The 16,238-nt window shown below is 74.2% G+C and carries 14 protein-coding genes; 11 read left to right on the forward strand and 3 right to left on the reverse strand.

Annotated elements, in window-relative coordinates; translation table 11 throughout:
• The first annotated feature begins 347 nt into the window (after positions 1 to 347).
• The 11 genes from ACFY4B_RS19655 to ACFY4B_RS19705 all read left to right on the forward strand — a co-directional run bounded on the left by ACFY4B_RS19655 (position 348) and on the right by ACFY4B_RS19705 (position 12,843).
• Positions 348 to 1,490 (forward strand): glycerate kinase, encoded by a 1,143-nt coding sequence (locus ACFY4B_RS19655; protein ID WP_375873447.1) that lies wholly within the window; start codon positions 348 to 350, stop codon positions 1,488 to 1,490.
• A gap of 147 nt (positions 1,491 to 1,637) precedes the next feature.
• Positions 1,638 to 3,062, forward strand: a complete 1,425-nt coding sequence (gene allB / locus ACFY4B_RS19660) for an allantoinase AllB (RefSeq protein WP_387969328.1) — start codon at positions 1,638 to 1,640, stop codon at positions 3,060 to 3,062.
• Between the two features lie 10 nt (positions 3,063 to 3,072).
• Entirely contained in the window at positions 3,073 to 4,269 is a 1,197-nt protein-coding gene (gene alc / locus ACFY4B_RS19665; protein WP_387969331.1) for an allantoicase, read from the forward strand.
• A 116-nt stretch (positions 4,270 to 4,385) separates the two neighbouring features.
• The gene (locus ACFY4B_RS19670) at positions 4,386 to 5,846 is read left to right on the forward strand and encodes a catalase (RefSeq protein ID WP_049657798.1); all 1,461 of its coding nucleotides are present in this window, start codon (positions 4,386 to 4,388) and stop codon (positions 5,844 to 5,846) included.
• A 251-nt stretch (positions 5,847 to 6,097) separates the two neighbouring features.
• Positions 6,098 to 6,877, forward strand: coding sequence for an IclR family transcriptional regulator (locus ACFY4B_RS19675; protein WP_074004310.1), 780 nt, complete (start codon positions 6,098 to 6,100; stop codon positions 6,875 to 6,877).
• A gap of 244 nt (positions 6,878 to 7,121) precedes the next feature.
• On the forward strand, positions 7,122 to 8,039 hold the full coding sequence (locus tag ACFY4B_RS19680) for a metal-dependent hydrolase (RefSeq protein ID WP_049657802.1): 918 nt from the start codon (positions 7,122 to 7,124) through the stop codon (positions 8,037 to 8,039).
• A 47-nt stretch (positions 8,040 to 8,086) separates the two neighbouring features.
• Positions 8,087 to 9,175: a PDR/VanB family oxidoreductase gene (locus ACFY4B_RS19685; protein WP_387969334.1), complete on the forward strand. Its 1,089-nt coding sequence runs from the start codon at positions 8,087 to 8,089 to the stop codon at positions 9,173 to 9,175.
• A gap of 13 nt (positions 9,176 to 9,188) precedes the next feature.
• Positions 9,189 to 10,082 (forward strand): M24 family metallopeptidase, encoded by an 894-nt coding sequence (locus ACFY4B_RS19690; protein ID WP_387969337.1) that lies wholly within the window; start codon positions 9,189 to 9,191, stop codon positions 10,080 to 10,082.
• Complete coding sequence (locus ACFY4B_RS19695) at positions 10,079 to 11,833, forward strand: SDR family oxidoreductase (RefSeq protein ID WP_387969340.1); 1,755 nt, start codon at positions 10,079 to 10,081, stop codon at positions 11,831 to 11,833. Before ACFY4B_RS19690 ends, ACFY4B_RS19695 begins: the two co-directional genes overlap by 4 nt.
• Positions 11,834 to 11,930: 97 nt before the next feature.
• Positions 11,931 to 12,128, forward strand: a complete 198-nt coding sequence (locus tag ACFY4B_RS19700; protein WP_049654040.1) for a type II toxin-antitoxin system VapB family antitoxin — start codon at positions 11,931 to 11,933, stop codon at positions 12,126 to 12,128.
• A gap of 94 nt (positions 12,129 to 12,222) precedes the next feature.
• Positions 12,223 to 12,843 (forward strand): LysE family translocator, encoded by a 621-nt coding sequence (locus tag ACFY4B_RS19705; RefSeq protein WP_049654038.1) that lies wholly within the window; start codon positions 12,223 to 12,225, stop codon positions 12,841 to 12,843.
• 19 nt (positions 12,844 to 12,862) lie between these two features.
• On the opposite strand, the gene ACFY4B_RS19710 is transcribed toward ACFY4B_RS19705, so the two are convergent.
• From ACFY4B_RS19710 to ACFY4B_RS19720, 3 genes are all read right to left on the reverse strand, one after another.
• Complete coding sequence (locus ACFY4B_RS19710; RefSeq protein ID WP_049654035.1) at positions 12,863 to 13,156, reverse strand: hypothetical protein; 294 nt, start codon at positions 13,154 to 13,156, stop codon at positions 12,863 to 12,865.
• A gap of 100 nt (positions 13,157 to 13,256) precedes the next feature.
• A complete protein-coding gene (locus ACFY4B_RS19715) occupies positions 13,257 to 14,471 on the reverse strand; it encodes an XdhC family protein (protein WP_387969343.1) in 1,215 nt (404 codons plus the stop codon).
• Between the two features lie 134 nt (positions 14,472 to 14,605).
• Complete coding sequence (locus ACFY4B_RS19720; RefSeq protein ID WP_387969346.1) at positions 14,606 to 16,105, reverse strand: NCS2 family permease; 1,500 nt, start codon at positions 16,103 to 16,105, stop codon at positions 14,606 to 14,608.
• Positions 16,106 to 16,238 lie beyond the last annotated feature (133 nt).

The raw sequence follows: 16,238 nt of genomic DNA on the forward strand, positions 1-16,238 counted from the left end.
GAGGGAGCCACTGCGGAGCATTGGCGACCGACGACAACGCGGCGAGGTGCGTGCCCCGGCGTCGCCCCGCAGACGCGAGTTTGAAGACAGGCCCTCTGGGCCCCTCCCCGCCGAGGGGAGCCCCTCGTACGTCGGAAGCGGGACGAGGGGAACGGCGGGGAGGGGGCGCACCCTCCCGGAGCGGGCCGGCCCGACCGCTCCGGCCACCGTGGCCGCCCCCCGGCCTCCCCGGCCGCCCCGGCCGAGGCGCTGGCCACCCGGAACACCCGGGCCCATGCTGGACGCACGTCAGCCGGACGCACGTCCCGGAACCACCGCCAGACCCGTACGGAAGCGAGGAGCGCGCCATGCCCCCCACCCCCCACCAGGGCCATGTGGTCGTCGCCCCCGACAAGTTCAAGGGCAGCCTGGAGGGTGCCGAGGCGGCGGCCCGGATCGCGGCCGGCATCCGGCGCGCCGCGCCCGGCACCGAGGTGCGCGAACTGCCCGTCGCCGACGGCGGCGAGGGCACCCTGGCCGCCGCGCTCGCGGCCGGCTTCAGCCGGGTCCCGGCCAAGGTGGCCGGCCCGACCGGCCTGCCGGTGGACGCCGCGCTGGCCGTCCGGGACGACACCGCCGTGGTCGAGCTGGCGCAGGCCTCCGGCCTCGCCCGGCTGCCCGGCGGCCGCACCGCCCCGCTCGCGGCCGGGTCCTACGGAGTCGGCCAGTTGATCGCCAAGGCGGTCTCGCTCGGCGCCAAGCGGATCGTGCTGGGCCTCGGAGGCAGTGCCTGTACGGACGGCGGCGCCGGCATGGTGCAGGCGCTCGGGGCACGGCTGCGCGATGCCGGTGGCGCCGAACTGCCGCCCGGCGGCGCCGCGTTGCGCCGGCTCGCGGAGATCGACCCCGGCCCGCTGGCCGAGGCCCTGGGCGGGGTCGAGGTCGTGGTGGCCTGCGACGTGGACAACCCGCTGCTCGGGCCGCGCGGCGCCGCCGCCGTCTACGGCCCGCAGAAGGGCGCCGACGGCGGGGACCTGGTGGTGCTGGAGGCGGGGCTGACCCGGTTCGCCGACCTGGTCGCCGAGGCCACCGGGCGGGACGTCCGGGAGGCGCCCGGCGCCGGCGCCGCGGGCGGCGTGGGTTTCGCCGCCCTGGCCCTGCTCGGCGCGACCATGCGCCCCGGCATCGAGCTGCTGCTCGACCTGCTGGGCTTCGACGGGGCCGTGCGCGGGGCACGCCTCGTCGTGACCGGGGAGGGGTGTCTGGATGCCCAGACGCTCCACGGCAAGGCCCCGGCCGGAGTCGCCGCGGCGGCCGCCCGGGCGGGGGTCCGGGTGGCCGCGGTGGCGGGCCGGCTGGAGCTCTCCGAGCCCGAGTGGCGGGCCGCCGGCTTCGCCGCCGCGATCGCCCTGACCGACCTGGCCGAGCGGCCGGGGGAGAGCATGACCAGGGCCGCCGAGCTGGCCGAACTCGCGGGGGAGCGGCTGGCCGAGGAGCTCCTGTCGCACTGAACCCCGGTGCGTGCGCGACCTTCCCGCGCGGTGATCCCTCGGACGTTCCTCCATTGACGTTTTGTTGAAGGCGGGCCTAGGCTCCCGGCAATCCCTCGCCTCCCCCGTGTTCCGACACCCTCGACTCCCAGGTTCCGGAGGTCCCCCATGCCTTTCAGCCAGCCGACGGTGATCCGCTCCCGGCGGGCGGTCCTGCCCGACGGCGAGCGCCCCGCGGACGTGCTGATCCAGGGCGGGAGGATCGCCCGGACGGCCCCGTACGGCTCGCTCGCGGCCCGCGAGGGCGAGCTCGTCGACCTCGGCGACACCGCCCTGCTGCCCGGCCTGGTCGACACCCACGTGCACGTCAACGAGCCCGGCCGCACCGAGTGGGAGGGCTTCGCCACCGCCACCCGGGCCGCCGCGGCCGGCGGCGTCACCACCATCGTCGACATGCCGCTCAACTCGATCCCGCCCACCACCACGGTGGCGGGGCTGGCGCTCAAGCGGAAGGCCGCCGACGGCCAGGCCTGGGTGGACCTCGGCTTCTGGGGCGGCGCCGTCCCCGGCAATCTGGCCGACCTCGAACCGCTGCACCAGGCAGGGGTGTTCGGCTTCAAGAGCTTCCTCGCCCCCTCCGGGGTGGACGAGTTCCCGCACGTCGAGGCCGCCGACCTGGAGGCGGCGCTGGCCGAGCAGGCCAGGATCGGGGCACTGGCGATCATCCACGCCGAGGACCCGGCCGTGCTCGCCGCCGCCCCGCAGCAACCCGGCGTCCACTACCGGGACTTCCTGGCCTCCCGGCCCGCCGACGCGGAGACCGCGGCCGTCGCCCGGCTGCTCGACACGGCCCGGCGCACCGGCGCCCGGGTGCACGTCCTGCACGTCTCCTCGGCCGCGGTGCTGCCGCTGCTGCGGCAGGCCCGCGAGGACGGCGTACGGGTGACCGCCGAGACCTGTCCGCACTACCTGACCCTCGCGGCCGAGCAGGTGCCGGACGGCGACACCGCCTTCAAGTGCTGTCCGCCGATCCGCGACGAGTCCAACCGGGACGCGCTCTGGGAGGCCCTGGGCCGCGGCGAGTTCATCGCCGTCGTCTCCGACCACTCGCCGTCCACCCCCGACCTCAAGCTGCTGCCCGAGTACGGCGGCAGCGGCGACTTCGCGGCCGCCTGGGGCGGGATCGCCTCGCTCCAGCTGGGCCTGCCGGCCGTCTGGACCGAGGCCCGCCGCCGCGGCCACACCCTGGCCGACGTGGTGCGCTGGATGTCCGCCGGACCGGCCGAACTGGTCGGCCTGACCGGCACCAAGGGCGCCATCGCCGCCGGCCACGACGCGGACCTGGTCGCCTTCGACCCGGACGGCGGGTTCGCCGTCCGCGCGAGCGGGCTGCACCACCGCAACCCGGTGACCCCGTACGCGGGCCGGACCCTCACCGGCGCGGTGCGCGCCACCTGGCTGCGCGGCCGCGAGGTGGACCCGGCGGCCCGCCCCTTCGGCCGGCAGCTCGCCCGGCCGCAGGCCGACCCCACCCGCTTCACCACCGCCACCCCCATCACCACCGCCACCCCCATCCCGTCCGAACGCGCCTAAAGGAGAGTCAGTGACCACTGCCGACACCCCGAGTGCTCCCTTCACCGAGCTGGTCGACCTGGCCTCCCGACTGCTCGGGGCGGGCGTCGTCGCCACCAACGAGGACACCTTCGCGGACGCCGAGAACCTGCTGGTCGCCAAGCCGGCCGAGTTCCGCCCGCACACCTTCGGCCACAAGGGCCAGATCATGGACGGCTGGGAGTCCAAGCGCCGCCGCGGCGTCTCCGCCGACCAGCCGCACCCCACCGACGAGGACCACGACTGGGCGATCGTCCGGCTCGGCGCCGCCGGGGTGGTCCGCGGCGTGATCGTGGACACCGCCCACTTCACGGGCAACTACCCGGAGACGGCCTCGGTCGAGGCCGCGTCCGTCCCCGGCCACCCCTCGCCCGAGGAGCTCCAGGACGCCGAGTGGACCACGATCGTGCCGCGCACCGCGCTCAACGGCGACACCGCCCACGAGTTCGCCGTCACGGACGGCACCCGCTACACCCACGTACGGCTGAACATCTTCCCGGACGGCGGGGTCGCCCGGCTGCGGGTGCACGGCGAGGTGCTGCCCGATCCGCGCGAACTGGACGGCCTCACCTTCGACCTGGCCGCCCAGGAGTACGGCGGCGTGGCCGAGGCGGCCTCCGACCGCTACTTCTCCTCCCCGCACAACCTGAACGCTCCCGGCCGCGCCTCCGTCATGGGCGACGGCTGGGAGACCCGGCGTCGGCGCGACAAGGCCAACGACTGGGTGCAGATCGCCCTGGCCGGGGGCGGTGAGGTCCTGGCCGCCGAAGTGGACACCTCCTACTTCGTCGCCAATGCCCCCGGCTGGGCCGACCTGATCGGCTTCGACGCCTCGACCGGGGTCGACCCGGCCGACGGCGAGTGGTTCGAACTCCTGCCCCGCACGCGGCTCCAGCCCGACACCCGGCACCGCTTCCGGCTCGCCGCCGGCCGCCCGGTGACCCACGTGCGCATCAACGTCCACCCGGACGGCGGCCTCGCCCGCCTCCGGCTCACCGGCCGCCTCACCGGGGCCGGCCGCGCGGCCCTCGCGCTGCGCTGGTTCAACGCCCTCCCGGCCGCCGAGGCCGTCGCGGCCCTCACCGGGGCCGGTCTCACCGCCGACGAGGCCGCCGCGCTGACCGCCGCCCGCCCGGCGGCCGACCCGGCCGCGGCCGCGACCGTCGTCCGGAGCCTGCTCGGAAACTGACGACCCGTCGGATCCGCTCGTCGGGAACCCCAGGGAACCTTTTCCGGCGAACGGATCTGACGATCCGTCACTTCACTCTCCACGCACCGCGCTTATCGACACCTGAAGGACCCTCCATGCCCAAGATCCTGACCACGGAGTCCGGCGCCCCGGTCGCCGACAACCAGAACTCGGCCTCGGCCGGCGAGTACGGTCCGCTGCTGATCCAGGACCAGCACCTGCTGGAGAAGCTGGCCCGGTTCAACCGCGAGCGCATCCCGGAGCGCGTGGTGCACGCCCGAGGCTCCGGCGCGTACGGCTACTTCGAGGTCACCGACGAGGTCGCGCGGTACACCCGGGCGGGCTTCCTCTCCGAGGTCGGCAAGCGCACCGAGGTCTTCCTGCGCTTCTCCACCGTGGCCGGCAACCTGGGCGCCAGCGACGCGGTGCGCGACCCGCGCGGCTTCGCGCTCAAGTTCTATACCGAGGAGGGCAATTACGACCTCGTCGGCAACAACACCCCGGTGTTCTTCATCAAGGACCCGATCAAGTTCCCCGACTTCATCCACTCGCAGAAGCGCGACCCGTACACCGGCGTGCAGGAGGCGGACAACGTCTGGGACTTCTGGGCCCACTCGCCGGCCTCGACCCACCAGATCACCTGGCTGTTCGGCGACCGGGGCATCCCGGCCTCCTACCGTCACATGAACGGCTACGGCTCGCACACCTACCAGTGGGTCAACGCCGACGGCGACGCCTACTGGGTGAAGTACCACTTCAAGACCAACCAGGGCATCCGCTGCCTGGACGGCGACCAGGCCGCCGAGGTGGTCGGCGGCGACGCCGACTCGCACCAGCGCGACCTCCACCAGGCCATCGAGCGCGGGGTGTTCCCGTCCTGGACCCTCTACGTCCAGCTGATGCCGGTCGCCGAGGCCGCGGACTACCGCTTCAACCCCTTCGACCTCACCAAGGTGTGGCCGCACGCCGACTACCCGCTGGTCAAGGTCGGCCGCCTGGTGCTCAACCGGAACCCGGAGAACGTCTTCGCCGAGGTCGAGCAGGCCGCGTTCTCGCCGAACAACTTCGTGCCCGGCATCGGCCCGTCCCCGGACAAGATGCTCCAGGGCCGCCTGTTCGCCTACGCGGACGCCCAGCGCTACCGCCTCGGCGTCAACCACACCCAGCTGCCGGTGAACGCCCCGCGCGCCACCGAGGCCGCCAACTACGGCCGGGACGGCCAGATGGCCGCCAACAGCGCCGGCCGCGGCAGGAACTACGAGCCCAACTCGTACGACGGTCCGGTCCAGACCGGCGACGCGACGGCCGCGCCGGTCAAGGTGAGCGGCCACACCGGCACCTACACCACCCCGGCGCACACCAAGGACGACGACTTCTTCCAGGCCGGCGAGCTGTACCGGCTGATGTCGGACGGCGAGAAGACCCGCCTGGTCGGCAACATCGCGGGCTTCCTGGCGCAGGTCTCGCGCGACGACGTGGTGGAGCGGAACCTCGCCCACTTCCACGCCGCCGACGAGGAGTACGGCGCCCGACTGGCCGCCGCCGTCGCCAAGTTGCGCGCGGGCGACGAGGGCTGACCCGCCCGCACCGCCCGCACCACCCTCCGCACCGCCACCCTCGCGGCCGCCGGGCCCGTACCTGGCGGTCGCGGAACGGGCCCCTCCTCCCGGGCAGTGGGGGAGGGGCCCGTCGCGTCCGCCCAGGTCGGCCGGTGGGCCTGCACGGATTGTCCACGGATATGTACGGACGGCAGTCGTCGGAGCCGCCGGGTCGATAGGCTGGTGTGCGCCCGCGGTCGCTCCGTGGGGGGACATCGGAAGGGGACGACATGTCGACACCAGCCCCGGGTCGTCACGCCGCGCTTGACCAGGGTCCGACGGGCCCGTTCACCTCCCTGCAGCACGCCCTCAGACTGCTGGAGGCGGTCGACCGCCACTCCGACGGAGCCACCCTGGTGGCCCTCGCCCGGGAGACCTCGCTCGGGCTGCCGACCGTGCGCCGGCTCGCCGAGATCCTGGAGGTCGAGGGCTACCTCCAGTGCCAGGACGGCGGTTGGCTGCTGGGCGGCACCTTCGCCCTGCTCGGCCAGCACAACCGGGAGCAGCTGGTGAAGGCCCGGCTCAACCGCAAGCTCGCCGAACTCCGGGACGAGTTGGGCGCCGCCGTGTACTTCACCCGGTACCACGACGGGGAGTTGTCGGTGGAGGCGGTCTCGGCCGCCGACTACGCCCCGGCCGTGCAGGAGTGGGTGGACTTCCGGGCCACCGCGCACGCCAGTGCGATCGGCAAGTGCCTGCTCGGCCAGCTGGACGCGGACGCCCGGCGCGACCACCTCTCCCGGCACCCGGTCGCCCGCCTCACCTCCCGCACCGTCGTCGACGCCGACCAGCTGATGCACCGGCTGGAGCGGCAGCCGGCCACGGTGCCGGTGCTGGACATCCAGGAGTACGCGCTGGGCACGGTGTGCGCGGCCGTGCCGATCACGGCGGGCAGCACGGTCGGCTGCCTGGCCACCTCGATGCCGGCGGACAACATCCACAAGCTGAAGGCCGCCGCCGAGCTGCTGGCGGCCCGGGCGGCGCCGCTGATGCTGGCGATGGCGGTCTGACGGCGGGGCGGCCGTCGCGCGCGTGACGTCGGGGAGGCCCCGCCGGGAGACCGGTGGGGCCTCCCGCGTTTCCCGCGTTTCCCCACGGTGTCCGGTGTCGTCCGGCGGCGCGCGTCGCCCGACGGTGCGCGTCACTTATTAGACTCGATGTCGATAAGGGGCGCCGAACCCCTTGTCCCGATGGCTACCCGCGAGTACGTTTCCCTGGAGCCGAGCCGCCGCCCCCAGGTCAGGAGGGCCTGCCATGCCCCGTTCCACCCCCGTCCCCGCCCTCGCCGCGCCCGCCGCACGCGTGCACGAGAGCCTCGTGCTGGAGCCCCGGGACGTCCGCTTCGACTGGTCCCGGCTGCCGCTGCACTGGATCCCGGACGAGCCGATGGCCACCCACGTCATCAACGTGCTGCACCTGCTGCTGCCCGAGGGCGAGCGGTGGTTCGTCAAGGTGTTCAAGGAGGCGCTGCCGCTCATCCGGGACGAGCAACTGCGCGAGGAGGTCCTCGGGTTCATCGGCCAGGAGGCCATCCACGCCGAGGCGCACCAGGAGGTCCTGGACCACCTGCTCGGCCAGGGGCTCGACCCGCGGCCGTACGTCCGGCAGATCTCCTGGCTGTTCCAGCGCGTCCTCGGCGACAAGCCGGGGCTGTCGCCGGCCCGGCAGCGCGAGAACGTCATCGAGCGGGTCGCCTTCATCGCGGCGATCGAGCACTTCACCGCCTTCCTCGGCAACTGGGCGCTCAACTCCCCGGGCCTGGACCGCGCCAAGGCGGACCCGACGATGCTGGACCTGCTGCGCTGGCACGGCGCGGAGGAGGTCGAGCACCGCAGCGTCGCCTACGACCTGATGGTCCACCTGGACCCGGGCTACCTCCGCCGGGTGCGCGGAATGGCCGTCTCCGGGCCGCTGCTGGTCCACCTCTGGGTGCGCGGCGCCCGGTTCCTGCTCGCCGCCGACCCCACCCTGGCGGGGCGGCTCAAGCCCACCTGGCGGGAGGCCGGCCGGATCGCCAAGCGCGGACTGCTGCCGGACCCGGTCAAGTCGGTCCGCTCCGGGCTGCGCTACCTGCGGCCGGGCTACCACCCGACCCAGGAGGGCTCGTCCAGCCAGGCGCTGGGCTACCTCGCCGCCTCCCCGGCCGCCCGCGCGGCCGCCGGGCGCGGCTGACGCGGGCGACAGCCCCCTCTCCCCCCTCACCCCAAGGACCCCGCCGGATGGACCCGCTCGCCCCGCCCCCCGACCTCTACGGCCGCCCCCGCGCCGACGGCTTCATGCGCCGGCTCACCGCCTTCGGCGACCGCTACTCCCCGGCCCTCGGCAGCCCCCTGCTGCGCCGCAACCCCCGGCGCCCGCTCAGCCGCCCCACCCCGCCGCTCCAGTTGGTCGTCGCCGAACGCCGCCGACCGGCCGCCGACGTCGTCGAGTTGCGGCTCGCCGACCCCTCCGGCGGCCCGCTGCCCGGTTGGCAGCCCGGCGCCCACCTGCGCCTCGTCCTGCCCTCCGGCCGCGAGCGCCACTACTCCCTCAGCGGCGACCCGGCCGACCGCGCCGTCTACCGCATCGCCGTCCGGCGGCTGCCCGAGGGCGGCGGCGGGTCCGTCGAGGTCCACGACGCCCTGCACCCCGGCACCCGGCTCACCGCCCGCCGCCCGCGCAACGGCTTCGCCTTCTGCGCCGAGCCCGCCGTCCTCCTGCTGGCCGGCGGCATCGGCATCACCCCGCTGCTCCCGATGGCCCGCGAGGCGCAGCGGCACGGCCTGGACTGGCGCCTGGTGCACGTCGGCCGCAGTGCCGACACCCTCCCGTACACGGACGAGCTGCGCGCCCTCGACCCGCACCGGGTGGTGCTGCGCACCGACGACGAGCACGGCGGCGTCCCCACCGGCGCCGAACTGCTCGCCCACGCCCCGCGCGGCGCCGCCGTCTACTGCTGCGGCCCGGCCCCGATGCTCTCCGCCGTGCAGCGCGCCCTGGACGGCTCCCCGGCGGCCTCCCTGCACTTCGAGCGCTTCGGCGCCGCCCCGGTCACCGACGGCGAACCGTTCGCCGTCCGACTCGGCACCGACGGCCCGACCCTCGACGTCCCCGCCGACCGCTCCGCCCTGGACGTGCTGCGCGAGGCCCGTCCGGACCTCCCGTACTCCTGCCACCAGGGCTTCTGCGGCACCTGCGAGGTCCGCCTGCTGGCCGGCTCGCCCGACCACCGGGACCGCAGGCTCACCCCCGAGCAGCGCGCCGCCGGCGCCCTGCTGCCCTGCGTCTCCCGGGCCGCCGAGGGTGAGACCCTCGTGCTCGACCTCTAGAAGGAGCTCCGCCATGGCGAAAGCGACCCCCGCCTTCCGCTACACCGAGCGCGACCTCGCCCGCTTCCGCGAGACCCAGCAGCTCGCCTACCACTGCGCCGAACAGGTCGCCGCGTGGATCGAACCCGGCGTCACCGAGCGGCAGACCACCGCCGAGCTGCGCCGCCGCCTGGTCGCCGCCGGGGTGCAGGACTTCTTCCACGTCCCCTTCGCCTGGTTCGGCGACCGGACGGCGTTCCGGCACTTCCACACCCCGCTCCAGTTCTTCGCCGGCAACCGCCGGCTGGAGGAGGGCATGCCGTACGTGCTGGACTGCGCGCCCGTGGTGGACGGCTACACCGCCGACATCGGCTACGGCGGCAAGGTCGGCGAGAACCGGGTCTGGGACCGGCTGGCCGCCGACCTGAAGGTCTACCGCGAGCTGATCCTCGCCGAGGTGCGGGCCCGCAGGCCGCTCGCCGAGGTGTACGCCGCGGTGGACGCCCAGATCGCCGCGCACGGCTACGACAACCGCCACCAGGTCTACCCGGGCCGGGTGATCGGCCACCAGGTCACCCGCAACACCGCGCGCGGCCCGGCCGGGGTGAACGTCTTCGGCTTCGGCGTGCGCACCCTCCAGACCCTCGGCCGCGAGCTCGTCACCGAGCGGCTGCACGGCCGTTCGCCGCTCTGGGCCGACGGGCGGTCGTCCCGGCACGCGCCCACCCCGGGGCTGTGGGCGGTCGAGCCGCACATCGGCTTCCGGGGCGTGGGCATCAAGTTCGAGGAACTGCTGGTGGTCACCGAGGACGACGCCTACTGGCTCGACGACGACCTGCCGCACGTCCGCCGCTGGACCGCCGCCGCCGAGCCGGCCACCACGGAGCCGACCGCCGCCGAGCCGACCACCCTGGAGGCCACCCGATGACGTTCCCGACGAAGCCCCAGGCGCAGGCGAAGCCCCCGGTCCGCCGCCGGACCGTCCACTCCGGCGGCCTCCCGCTCGCCGTCTTCGAGCAGGGCGACCCGGACGCCCCCACCGTCCTCCTCGTGCACGGCTACCCCGACACCCACACCGTCTGGGACGACATCGCCGCGGACCTCGCCCGCGACCACCACGTGGTCCGCTACGACGTGCGCGGCGCCGGGGAGTCGGCCGCCCCCGCCGACCGGTCCGGCTACCGCCTGGAGCACCTCGCCGAGGACCTGTTCGCCGTCGCCGACGCCGTCAGTCCCGACCGCCCGGTGCACCTGCTCGCCCACGACTGGGGCTCGATCCAGTCCTGGGAGGCCGTCACCGCACCCGGCGCCGAGCGCCGGATCGCCTCGTACACCACCCTGTCCGGCCCCAGCCTGGACCACATGGGCCACTGGCTGCGCCACCGGCTGCGCCGCCCCACCCCCCGCCACCTGGGGCAGCTGCTCCACCAGGGCCTGCACTCCTGGTACATCACCGCCTTCCACCTGCCCTACCTCGCCCCCGGCGTCTGGCGCCTCGGCCTGGCCCGGGCCTGGCCGAGGGTGCTGCGCGACCTGGAGCACGTCACCCCGCGCGCCGACCACCCGCAGCCCACCCTGCGCCGTGACGCGGTCCGCGGCATCGAGCTGTACCGGGCCAACTTCCGCCCCACCCTGGGCAGTCCGCGCGAGCGGCCGACCGAGGTGCCGGTCCAGCTGATCACCCTCACCAGGGACCGGTACGTCGGCACCTACCTCTCCGAGGGGCTGGAGCGCTGGGCGCCGAACCTGACCCGCAGGACGCTGCACGCCGGCCACTGGTCGGCGCTGCTGGAGAAGGGAGCCACCGTGGCCGGACTGGTCCGCGAGTTCACCACCCGCACCGACGAGGGCCGGGCCCGCCCCGAGGAGGGCGACGGCCGGCTGGTCGTGGTCACCGGCGGCGGCAGCGGCATCGGCCGGGCGACCGCGCTCGCCTTCGCCGAGGACGGCGCCCGGGTGGTGGTCTGCGACCTCGACCTCGCGGCCGCCGAGCGCACCGCCGAACTGGCCTCGCTGATCGGCCCGCCGGCGCACGCCTACCGGGTGGACGTCTCCGACGGCGCCGCGGTGGACGCTTTCGCGCAGACCGTCGCGGCCGAGCACGGGGTGCCCGACGTCATGGTCAACAACGCGGGCATCGGCCACTCCGGGACGTTCCTGCAGACCACCGAGAAGGAGTGGCAGCGGGTCCTGGACGTCAACCTCTGGGGCGTGATCCACGGCTGCCGCGCCTTCGGCACCCTGATGGCCGACCGCGGCCGGGGCGGCCACATCGTCAACGTCTCCTCCGCCGCCGCCTACCTGCCGTCCAAGGCGCTCACCGCCTACGCCACCAGCAAGGCCGCGGTGTTCATGCTCTCCGACTGCCTGCGCGCCGAGTTCGTCGGCCACGGCATCGGCGTCTCCACCATCTGCCCCGGCATCGTCAACACCAACATCACCCGCACCTCCACCTTCTCCGCCACCACCTCCACCGAGCAGGCCGCCAAGCAGGCCCGCGCCGCGAAGCTCTACGCCCGCCGCGGCTTCCCCCCGGAGAAGGTCGCCACCGCCATCGTGACCGCCGTCCGCACTGGCAGGCCCGTCGTCCCCGTCACCCCCGAGGCCAAGGCCGCCCGCTTCCTCTCCCGCCTCAGTCCCGGCCTCCTGCGCCTCGCCGCCCGCCTCAACATCACCTGACCGGGTGAACAACGGCCGATCGGGCCCCGTGGGGCCTGCGATATCGGATACGGTCGAACCCGATATCGCAGACCCCGCTTCGCTCGGGAGGTTGGTCATGGCCCGTACCGTGATGGACATCAACGACGACCTGCTGGCCGAGGCTGCGGAGATCTTCGGTACGACGACCAAGACCGCCACCGTCAACGCCGCTCTCGAGGATGCGGTGAAGCGTCGCAAGCGCCAGGTCTTCACGACCTGGCTCGAGGACGGTGGGCTGCCCGATCTCACCGGGCCGGTGGAAAAGGGTGAGTGAGCGCTCCACCGAGTGGGTCGTCCCGCCGGGGTCGGCGGACTGAGCGATGGCCGTTTGACGACGCCCCTCCGGGGCTGTGAGAGCATCGAGGCCCATGGAGATGACAACGGCCCTGTGGTCCTTCGCCCTCGTCGTGGGGCTGCTCACGCTCACGCCCGGGCTCGACACGGCGCTGGTCCTGCGGACCTCCGCGTTGGGGCGGCGGCGGCAGGCGTGGGGGGTCGTGCTGGGGATCCAGACCGGGACGCTGATCTGGGGGACGCTGACCTCGGCCGGGGTGACGGCGCTGCTCACCGCCTCGCAGGTGGCGTACGAGGTCCTGCGGTGGGCGGGCGCGGCGTACCTGGTGTGGATGGGCATCGGGATGCTGCGCAACCGGGGCGGTGAGGCGGCGGCCGAGGAGGAGCCGGAGGACGGCGGGTTCGCGCACGGCTGGCGGCGGGGCACGCTGACCAATCTGCTGAACCCCAAGGTCGGGGTCTTCTACGTGGCCGTGCTGCCGCAGTTCATCCCGGTCGGCGTCCCGCACTTCGCCGCCGGTGTGGCGCTGACCTGCGTGCACGTCGTGGAGGGCCTGCTCTGGTCGACCGTCCTGGTGGGTTTCGCCCGGGTGCTGCGCGGCTGGCTGCGCCGGCCGGCCGCCCGGCGGTCGATGGACCGGGTGACCGGCGCGGTGGTGGTGGGCTTCGGCGTGAAGCTGGCGCTGACCGACTGAGGCGGGACGGCCCGGCGGCTCAGCGGCCGAGACGCTTCAGTCCTTCCATGAGTTCGTCCGCGTTCATGCAGATGTGCAGGTCGACGGTGGCATTCAGCTGGGTCCAGAACGGCTCGGCGATGGACGGCAGCGAGGCCTCGTCCGGGACGTCGACGACCATGACCATGCCGCGGCTCCCGTTGCGGTTGAGGAAGTAGGCCGCCTCCGGCTTCAGTTGGGCCAGTATGCGCTGGACCCCTTCGGCCATCGTTCCGTCGCTGATCAGCTTGTTCGAGGCCGCGGTGTCGATTTCGACCTCCAGCAGGGCGCGCATGGTGCCCGCTCCTTCCCCGGGCTCGGGGCGAGTCCGCAACTCCAGCCTCCCGCCGCGCCGGTGGCCACGCAACGTGAGCGGTGCCGGAGCCGCTCCCGGCTCAGGCCGCGTGGGTGCGGGGTGCCGGGCCGCCGGCCGCGCCGACCTCGTCACCCTCCGTCTCCGTGCGCGACAGGTCGTGGTGGATCGGCCCGTCCGAGGCGCTCAGCGGCAGGCAGCTGCCGCCGCGCCGGTGGGCGACGATCTCGGCGGCGACCGAGACCGCCGTCTCCTCCGGGGTGCGGGAGCCGAGGTCCAGGCCGATCGGGGAGCGCAGCCGGGCCAGTTCGGCCTCGGTGAGCCCCGCCTCGCGGAGCCGGGCGGCGCGGTCCCGGTGGGTGCGGCGCGATCCCATCGCGCCGACGTAGCCGACCGGCAGCCGCAGGGCGCGTTCCAGCAGCGGGATGTCGAACTTGGCGTCGTGGGTGAGCACGCAGAGCACGGTGCGTCCGTCGATCCGGCCGAGTTGGGAGTCCAGGTAGCGGTGCGGCCAGTCGACCACCACCTCGTCGGCCTCCGGGAAGCGGCGGGCGGTGGCGAAGACCGGCCGGGCGTCGCAGACGGTCACGTGGTAGCCGAGGAACTTGCCGATCCGCACCACCGCGGCCGCGAAGTCGATCGCCCCGAACACCAGCATCCGCGGCGCGGGCACGTACGACTCGACGAAGCAGGTGACGGTGCCCCGGCCGTGTTCGTCGCAGGGGCGGCCGTCCAGGCCGAGCACCAGCCGGCCGGTGCGTCCGGCCTCCAGCATCGCCCGGGCCCGCACGACGATCGCCCGCTCCAGGGCGCCGACCGTCGAGGGGGTGGGCGAGAGCGCGCCGGCCACGCCGTCCGCGGTGACCGCCAGGGTGGCCCCGACCAGCCCGCCCGCCCCGCCCGGTCCGGCGATCACCCGGACCAGGGCCACCGGTGTGCCGGCCGCGATGTGCGCGATCCCGGTGTCCAGCCCGGCATCGGCCCCCGGCACCACCGGCTGGACGAACACGTCCAGGACGCCGCCGCAGGTCAGACCCACCGCGAAGGCGTCCTCGTCGCTGTACCCGAAGCGTTCCAGCACTGGCTCGCCGCTCGCCAGGGCGGCCCGGCACAGCTCGTACACCGCGCCCTCGACGCACCCGCCGGAGACGCTGCCGACCGCCTCGCCGTCCGCGTCCACGGCCAGCGCCGCCCCGGGGTCGCGCGGAGCGCTGCCGGAGACGCCGACCACGGTGGCCACGGCGAAGGAGCGCCCGGACGCGTGCCAGGCCCGCAGCTGCTCGGCGATGTCCTGCATGGGGGAGGCTCCTTACACGGTTTCGACAGTAGCGGGAGACGCCGCCGTACGGGAAACGATCCCGTACGGCGGCGGTGGCACCCGAGGCGGTCCTGCCCGACGCGGGCGCGAACAGGGCGAAGGCGCCCGGGTGCCTAGTGCACGCCCAGCCAGGACTTGACCGGGGTGATCGCGAAGTACACCACGAACACCGCGGTGAGGATCCACATCAGTACCCCGGGCTCGCGCCAGCGCCCCAGCCCGGCCTTGATGACGGTGTACGAGATGACGCCGGCCGCGACGCCCGCGGTGATGCTGTACGTGAACGGCATCAGCACGCAGGTGAGGAAGGCCGGGACGGCCACCTCGCGGTCGGACCAGTCGATGTGCCGGGCCTGGCTCATCATCATCGAGCCGATCACGACCAGGGCGGCCGAGGCCACCTCGACCGGGACGATCCCGGCGATCGGCGAGAAGAACAGCATCAGCGCGAACAGGGCGCCGGTGACGGTGGAGGCGAGTCCGGTGCGGGCGCCGTCGCCGACGCCGGTGGCGGACTCGACGAAGACGGTCTGCCCGGAGGCGCCCGCCAGGCCGCCGACCGCGCCGCCCGCGCCGTCGATGAACAGCGCCTTGGACAGTCCGGGCATCCGGCCGCGCCGGTCGGCCAGTCCGGCCTCGGTGCCGACGCCGATGATGGTGGCCATCGCGTCGAAGAAGCCGGCCAGCACCAGGGTGAACACCGCGACCGAGGCGCTGATCGCACCCATGCCGTGGCCGCCGAACGCGCCGAACAGGTCGACGTGGCCGAACAGGCCGAAGTCCGGTGCGGAGACGGGGCTGCCGGGCCAGACCGGCACCGAGTTCCGCCAGGCCCCGGCGGGCACGTGGGCGGCCCGGTTGACGATCACCGCGAGCACGGTGCCGCCGGCGATGCCGAGCAGGATCGCGCCGCGGACGCCGCGCGCCATCAGCACGAAGATCGCCAGCAGGGTGACGCAGAAGACCAGCACCGGCCAGCCGGACAGCTCGCCGGTCGGGCCGAGCGAGAGCGGGGTGGGGCCGCCGGTGTGCATGAACCCGGCCTTGTAGAGGCCGATCACCGTGACGAACAGGCCGATGCCGATGGTGATGGCGTGCTTGAGCGGCAGCGGGATGCCGTTCATGATCCGCTCGCGCAGCCCGGAGACGACCAGCAGCACGATCAGCAGGCCGTAGATCACGCACAGGCCCATGGCCTGCGCCCAGGTGGTGTGCGGGACGACCAGCGCGGAGACCGCGCCGGAGACGGAGAGCCCGGCGGCGAGGGCGAGCGGCACGTTGCCGACCAGGCCCATCAGGACGGTGGTGACGGCGGCGGCCAGCGCGGTGGCGGTGGTCAGCGCGGCGGGGTCCAGTTTGGCGCCGGTCGCGTCCGCGCCGCTCAGGATGAGCGGGTTGAGCAGGATGATGTACGCCATCGCCATGAAGGTGGTGACCCCACCGCGCAGTTCGTTGGCGAGGGTCGATCCCCGGGCCGAGATCTTGAAGTAGGCGTCCAGTGCGCCGGTGGGGCGCGGGGCTTCCTGGGGCGACGTGCCGGGTTCGTTCCCGGCGGGTCCGTCCTCGGCGGGTCTGTCTTCGGTGGGGCCGGGCTCCGTGGGGATTCTGGTCATGTCCATCCCAAGTGTCAAAGGGGGTTGGGGTGGGCGAGCCGACCTGACCGCCGGTCAACGAAGCGGCGTAGGGGGACGTATCGACTCACGGGGGCACTCATGAGCAGCGGGGGAGTGCCCGCGGTGCATCAGA

It is taken from the genome of Kitasatospora sp. NPDC001261 (assembly GCF_042896795.1).
GTDB lineage: Bacteria > Actinomycetota > Actinomycetes > Streptomycetales > Streptomycetaceae > Kitasatospora.

Bases quoted from the DNA above. Each gene is read 5' to 3' on its own strand.
- ACFY4B_RS19655 (WP_375873447.1), top strand. From the start codon at position 348: ATGCCCCCCACCCCCCACCAGGGCCATGTGGTCGTCGCCCCCGACAAG.
- allB (WP_387969328.1), top strand. From the start codon at position 1,638: ATGCCTTTCAGCCAGCCGACGGTGATCCGCTCCCGGCGGGCGGTCCTG.
- ACFY4B_RS19670 (WP_049657798.1), top strand. From the start codon at position 4,386: ATGCCCAAGATCCTGACCACGGAGTCCGGCGCCCCGGTCGCCGACAAC.
- ACFY4B_RS19675 (WP_074004310.1), top strand. From the start codon at position 6,098: ATGTCGACACCAGCCCCGGGTCGTCACGCCGCGCTTGACCAGGGTCCG.
- ACFY4B_RS19680 (WP_049657802.1), top strand. From the start codon at position 7,122: ATGCCCCGTTCCACCCCCGTCCCCGCCCTCGCCGCGCCCGCCGCACGC.
- ACFY4B_RS19685 (WP_387969334.1), top strand. From the start codon at position 8,087: ATGGACCCGCTCGCCCCGCCCCCCGACCTCTACGGCCGCCCCCGCGCC.
- ACFY4B_RS19690 (WP_387969337.1), top strand. From the start codon at position 9,189: ATGGCGAAAGCGACCCCCGCCTTCCGCTACACCGAGCGCGACCTCGCC.
- ACFY4B_RS19695 (WP_387969340.1), top strand. From the start codon at position 10,079: ATGACGTTCCCGACGAAGCCCCAGGCGCAGGCGAAGCCCCCGGTCCGC.
- ACFY4B_RS19700 (WP_049654040.1), top strand. From the start codon at position 11,931: ATGGCCCGTACCGTGATGGACATCAACGACGACCTGCTGGCCGAGGCT.
- ACFY4B_RS19705 (WP_049654038.1), top strand. From the start codon at position 12,223: ATGGAGATGACAACGGCCCTGTGGTCCTTCGCCCTCGTCGTGGGGCTG.
- ACFY4B_RS19710 (WP_049654035.1), bottom strand. From the start codon at position 13,156: ATGCGCGCCCTGCTGGAGGTCGAAATCGACACCGCGGCCTCGAACAAG.
- ACFY4B_RS19715 (WP_387969343.1), bottom strand. From the start codon at position 14,471: ATGCAGGACATCGCCGAGCAGCTGCGGGCCTGGCACGCGTCCGGGCGC.
- ACFY4B_RS19720 (WP_387969346.1), bottom strand. From the start codon at position 16,105: ATGACCAGAATCCCCACGGAGCCCGGCCCCACCGAAGACAGACCCGCC.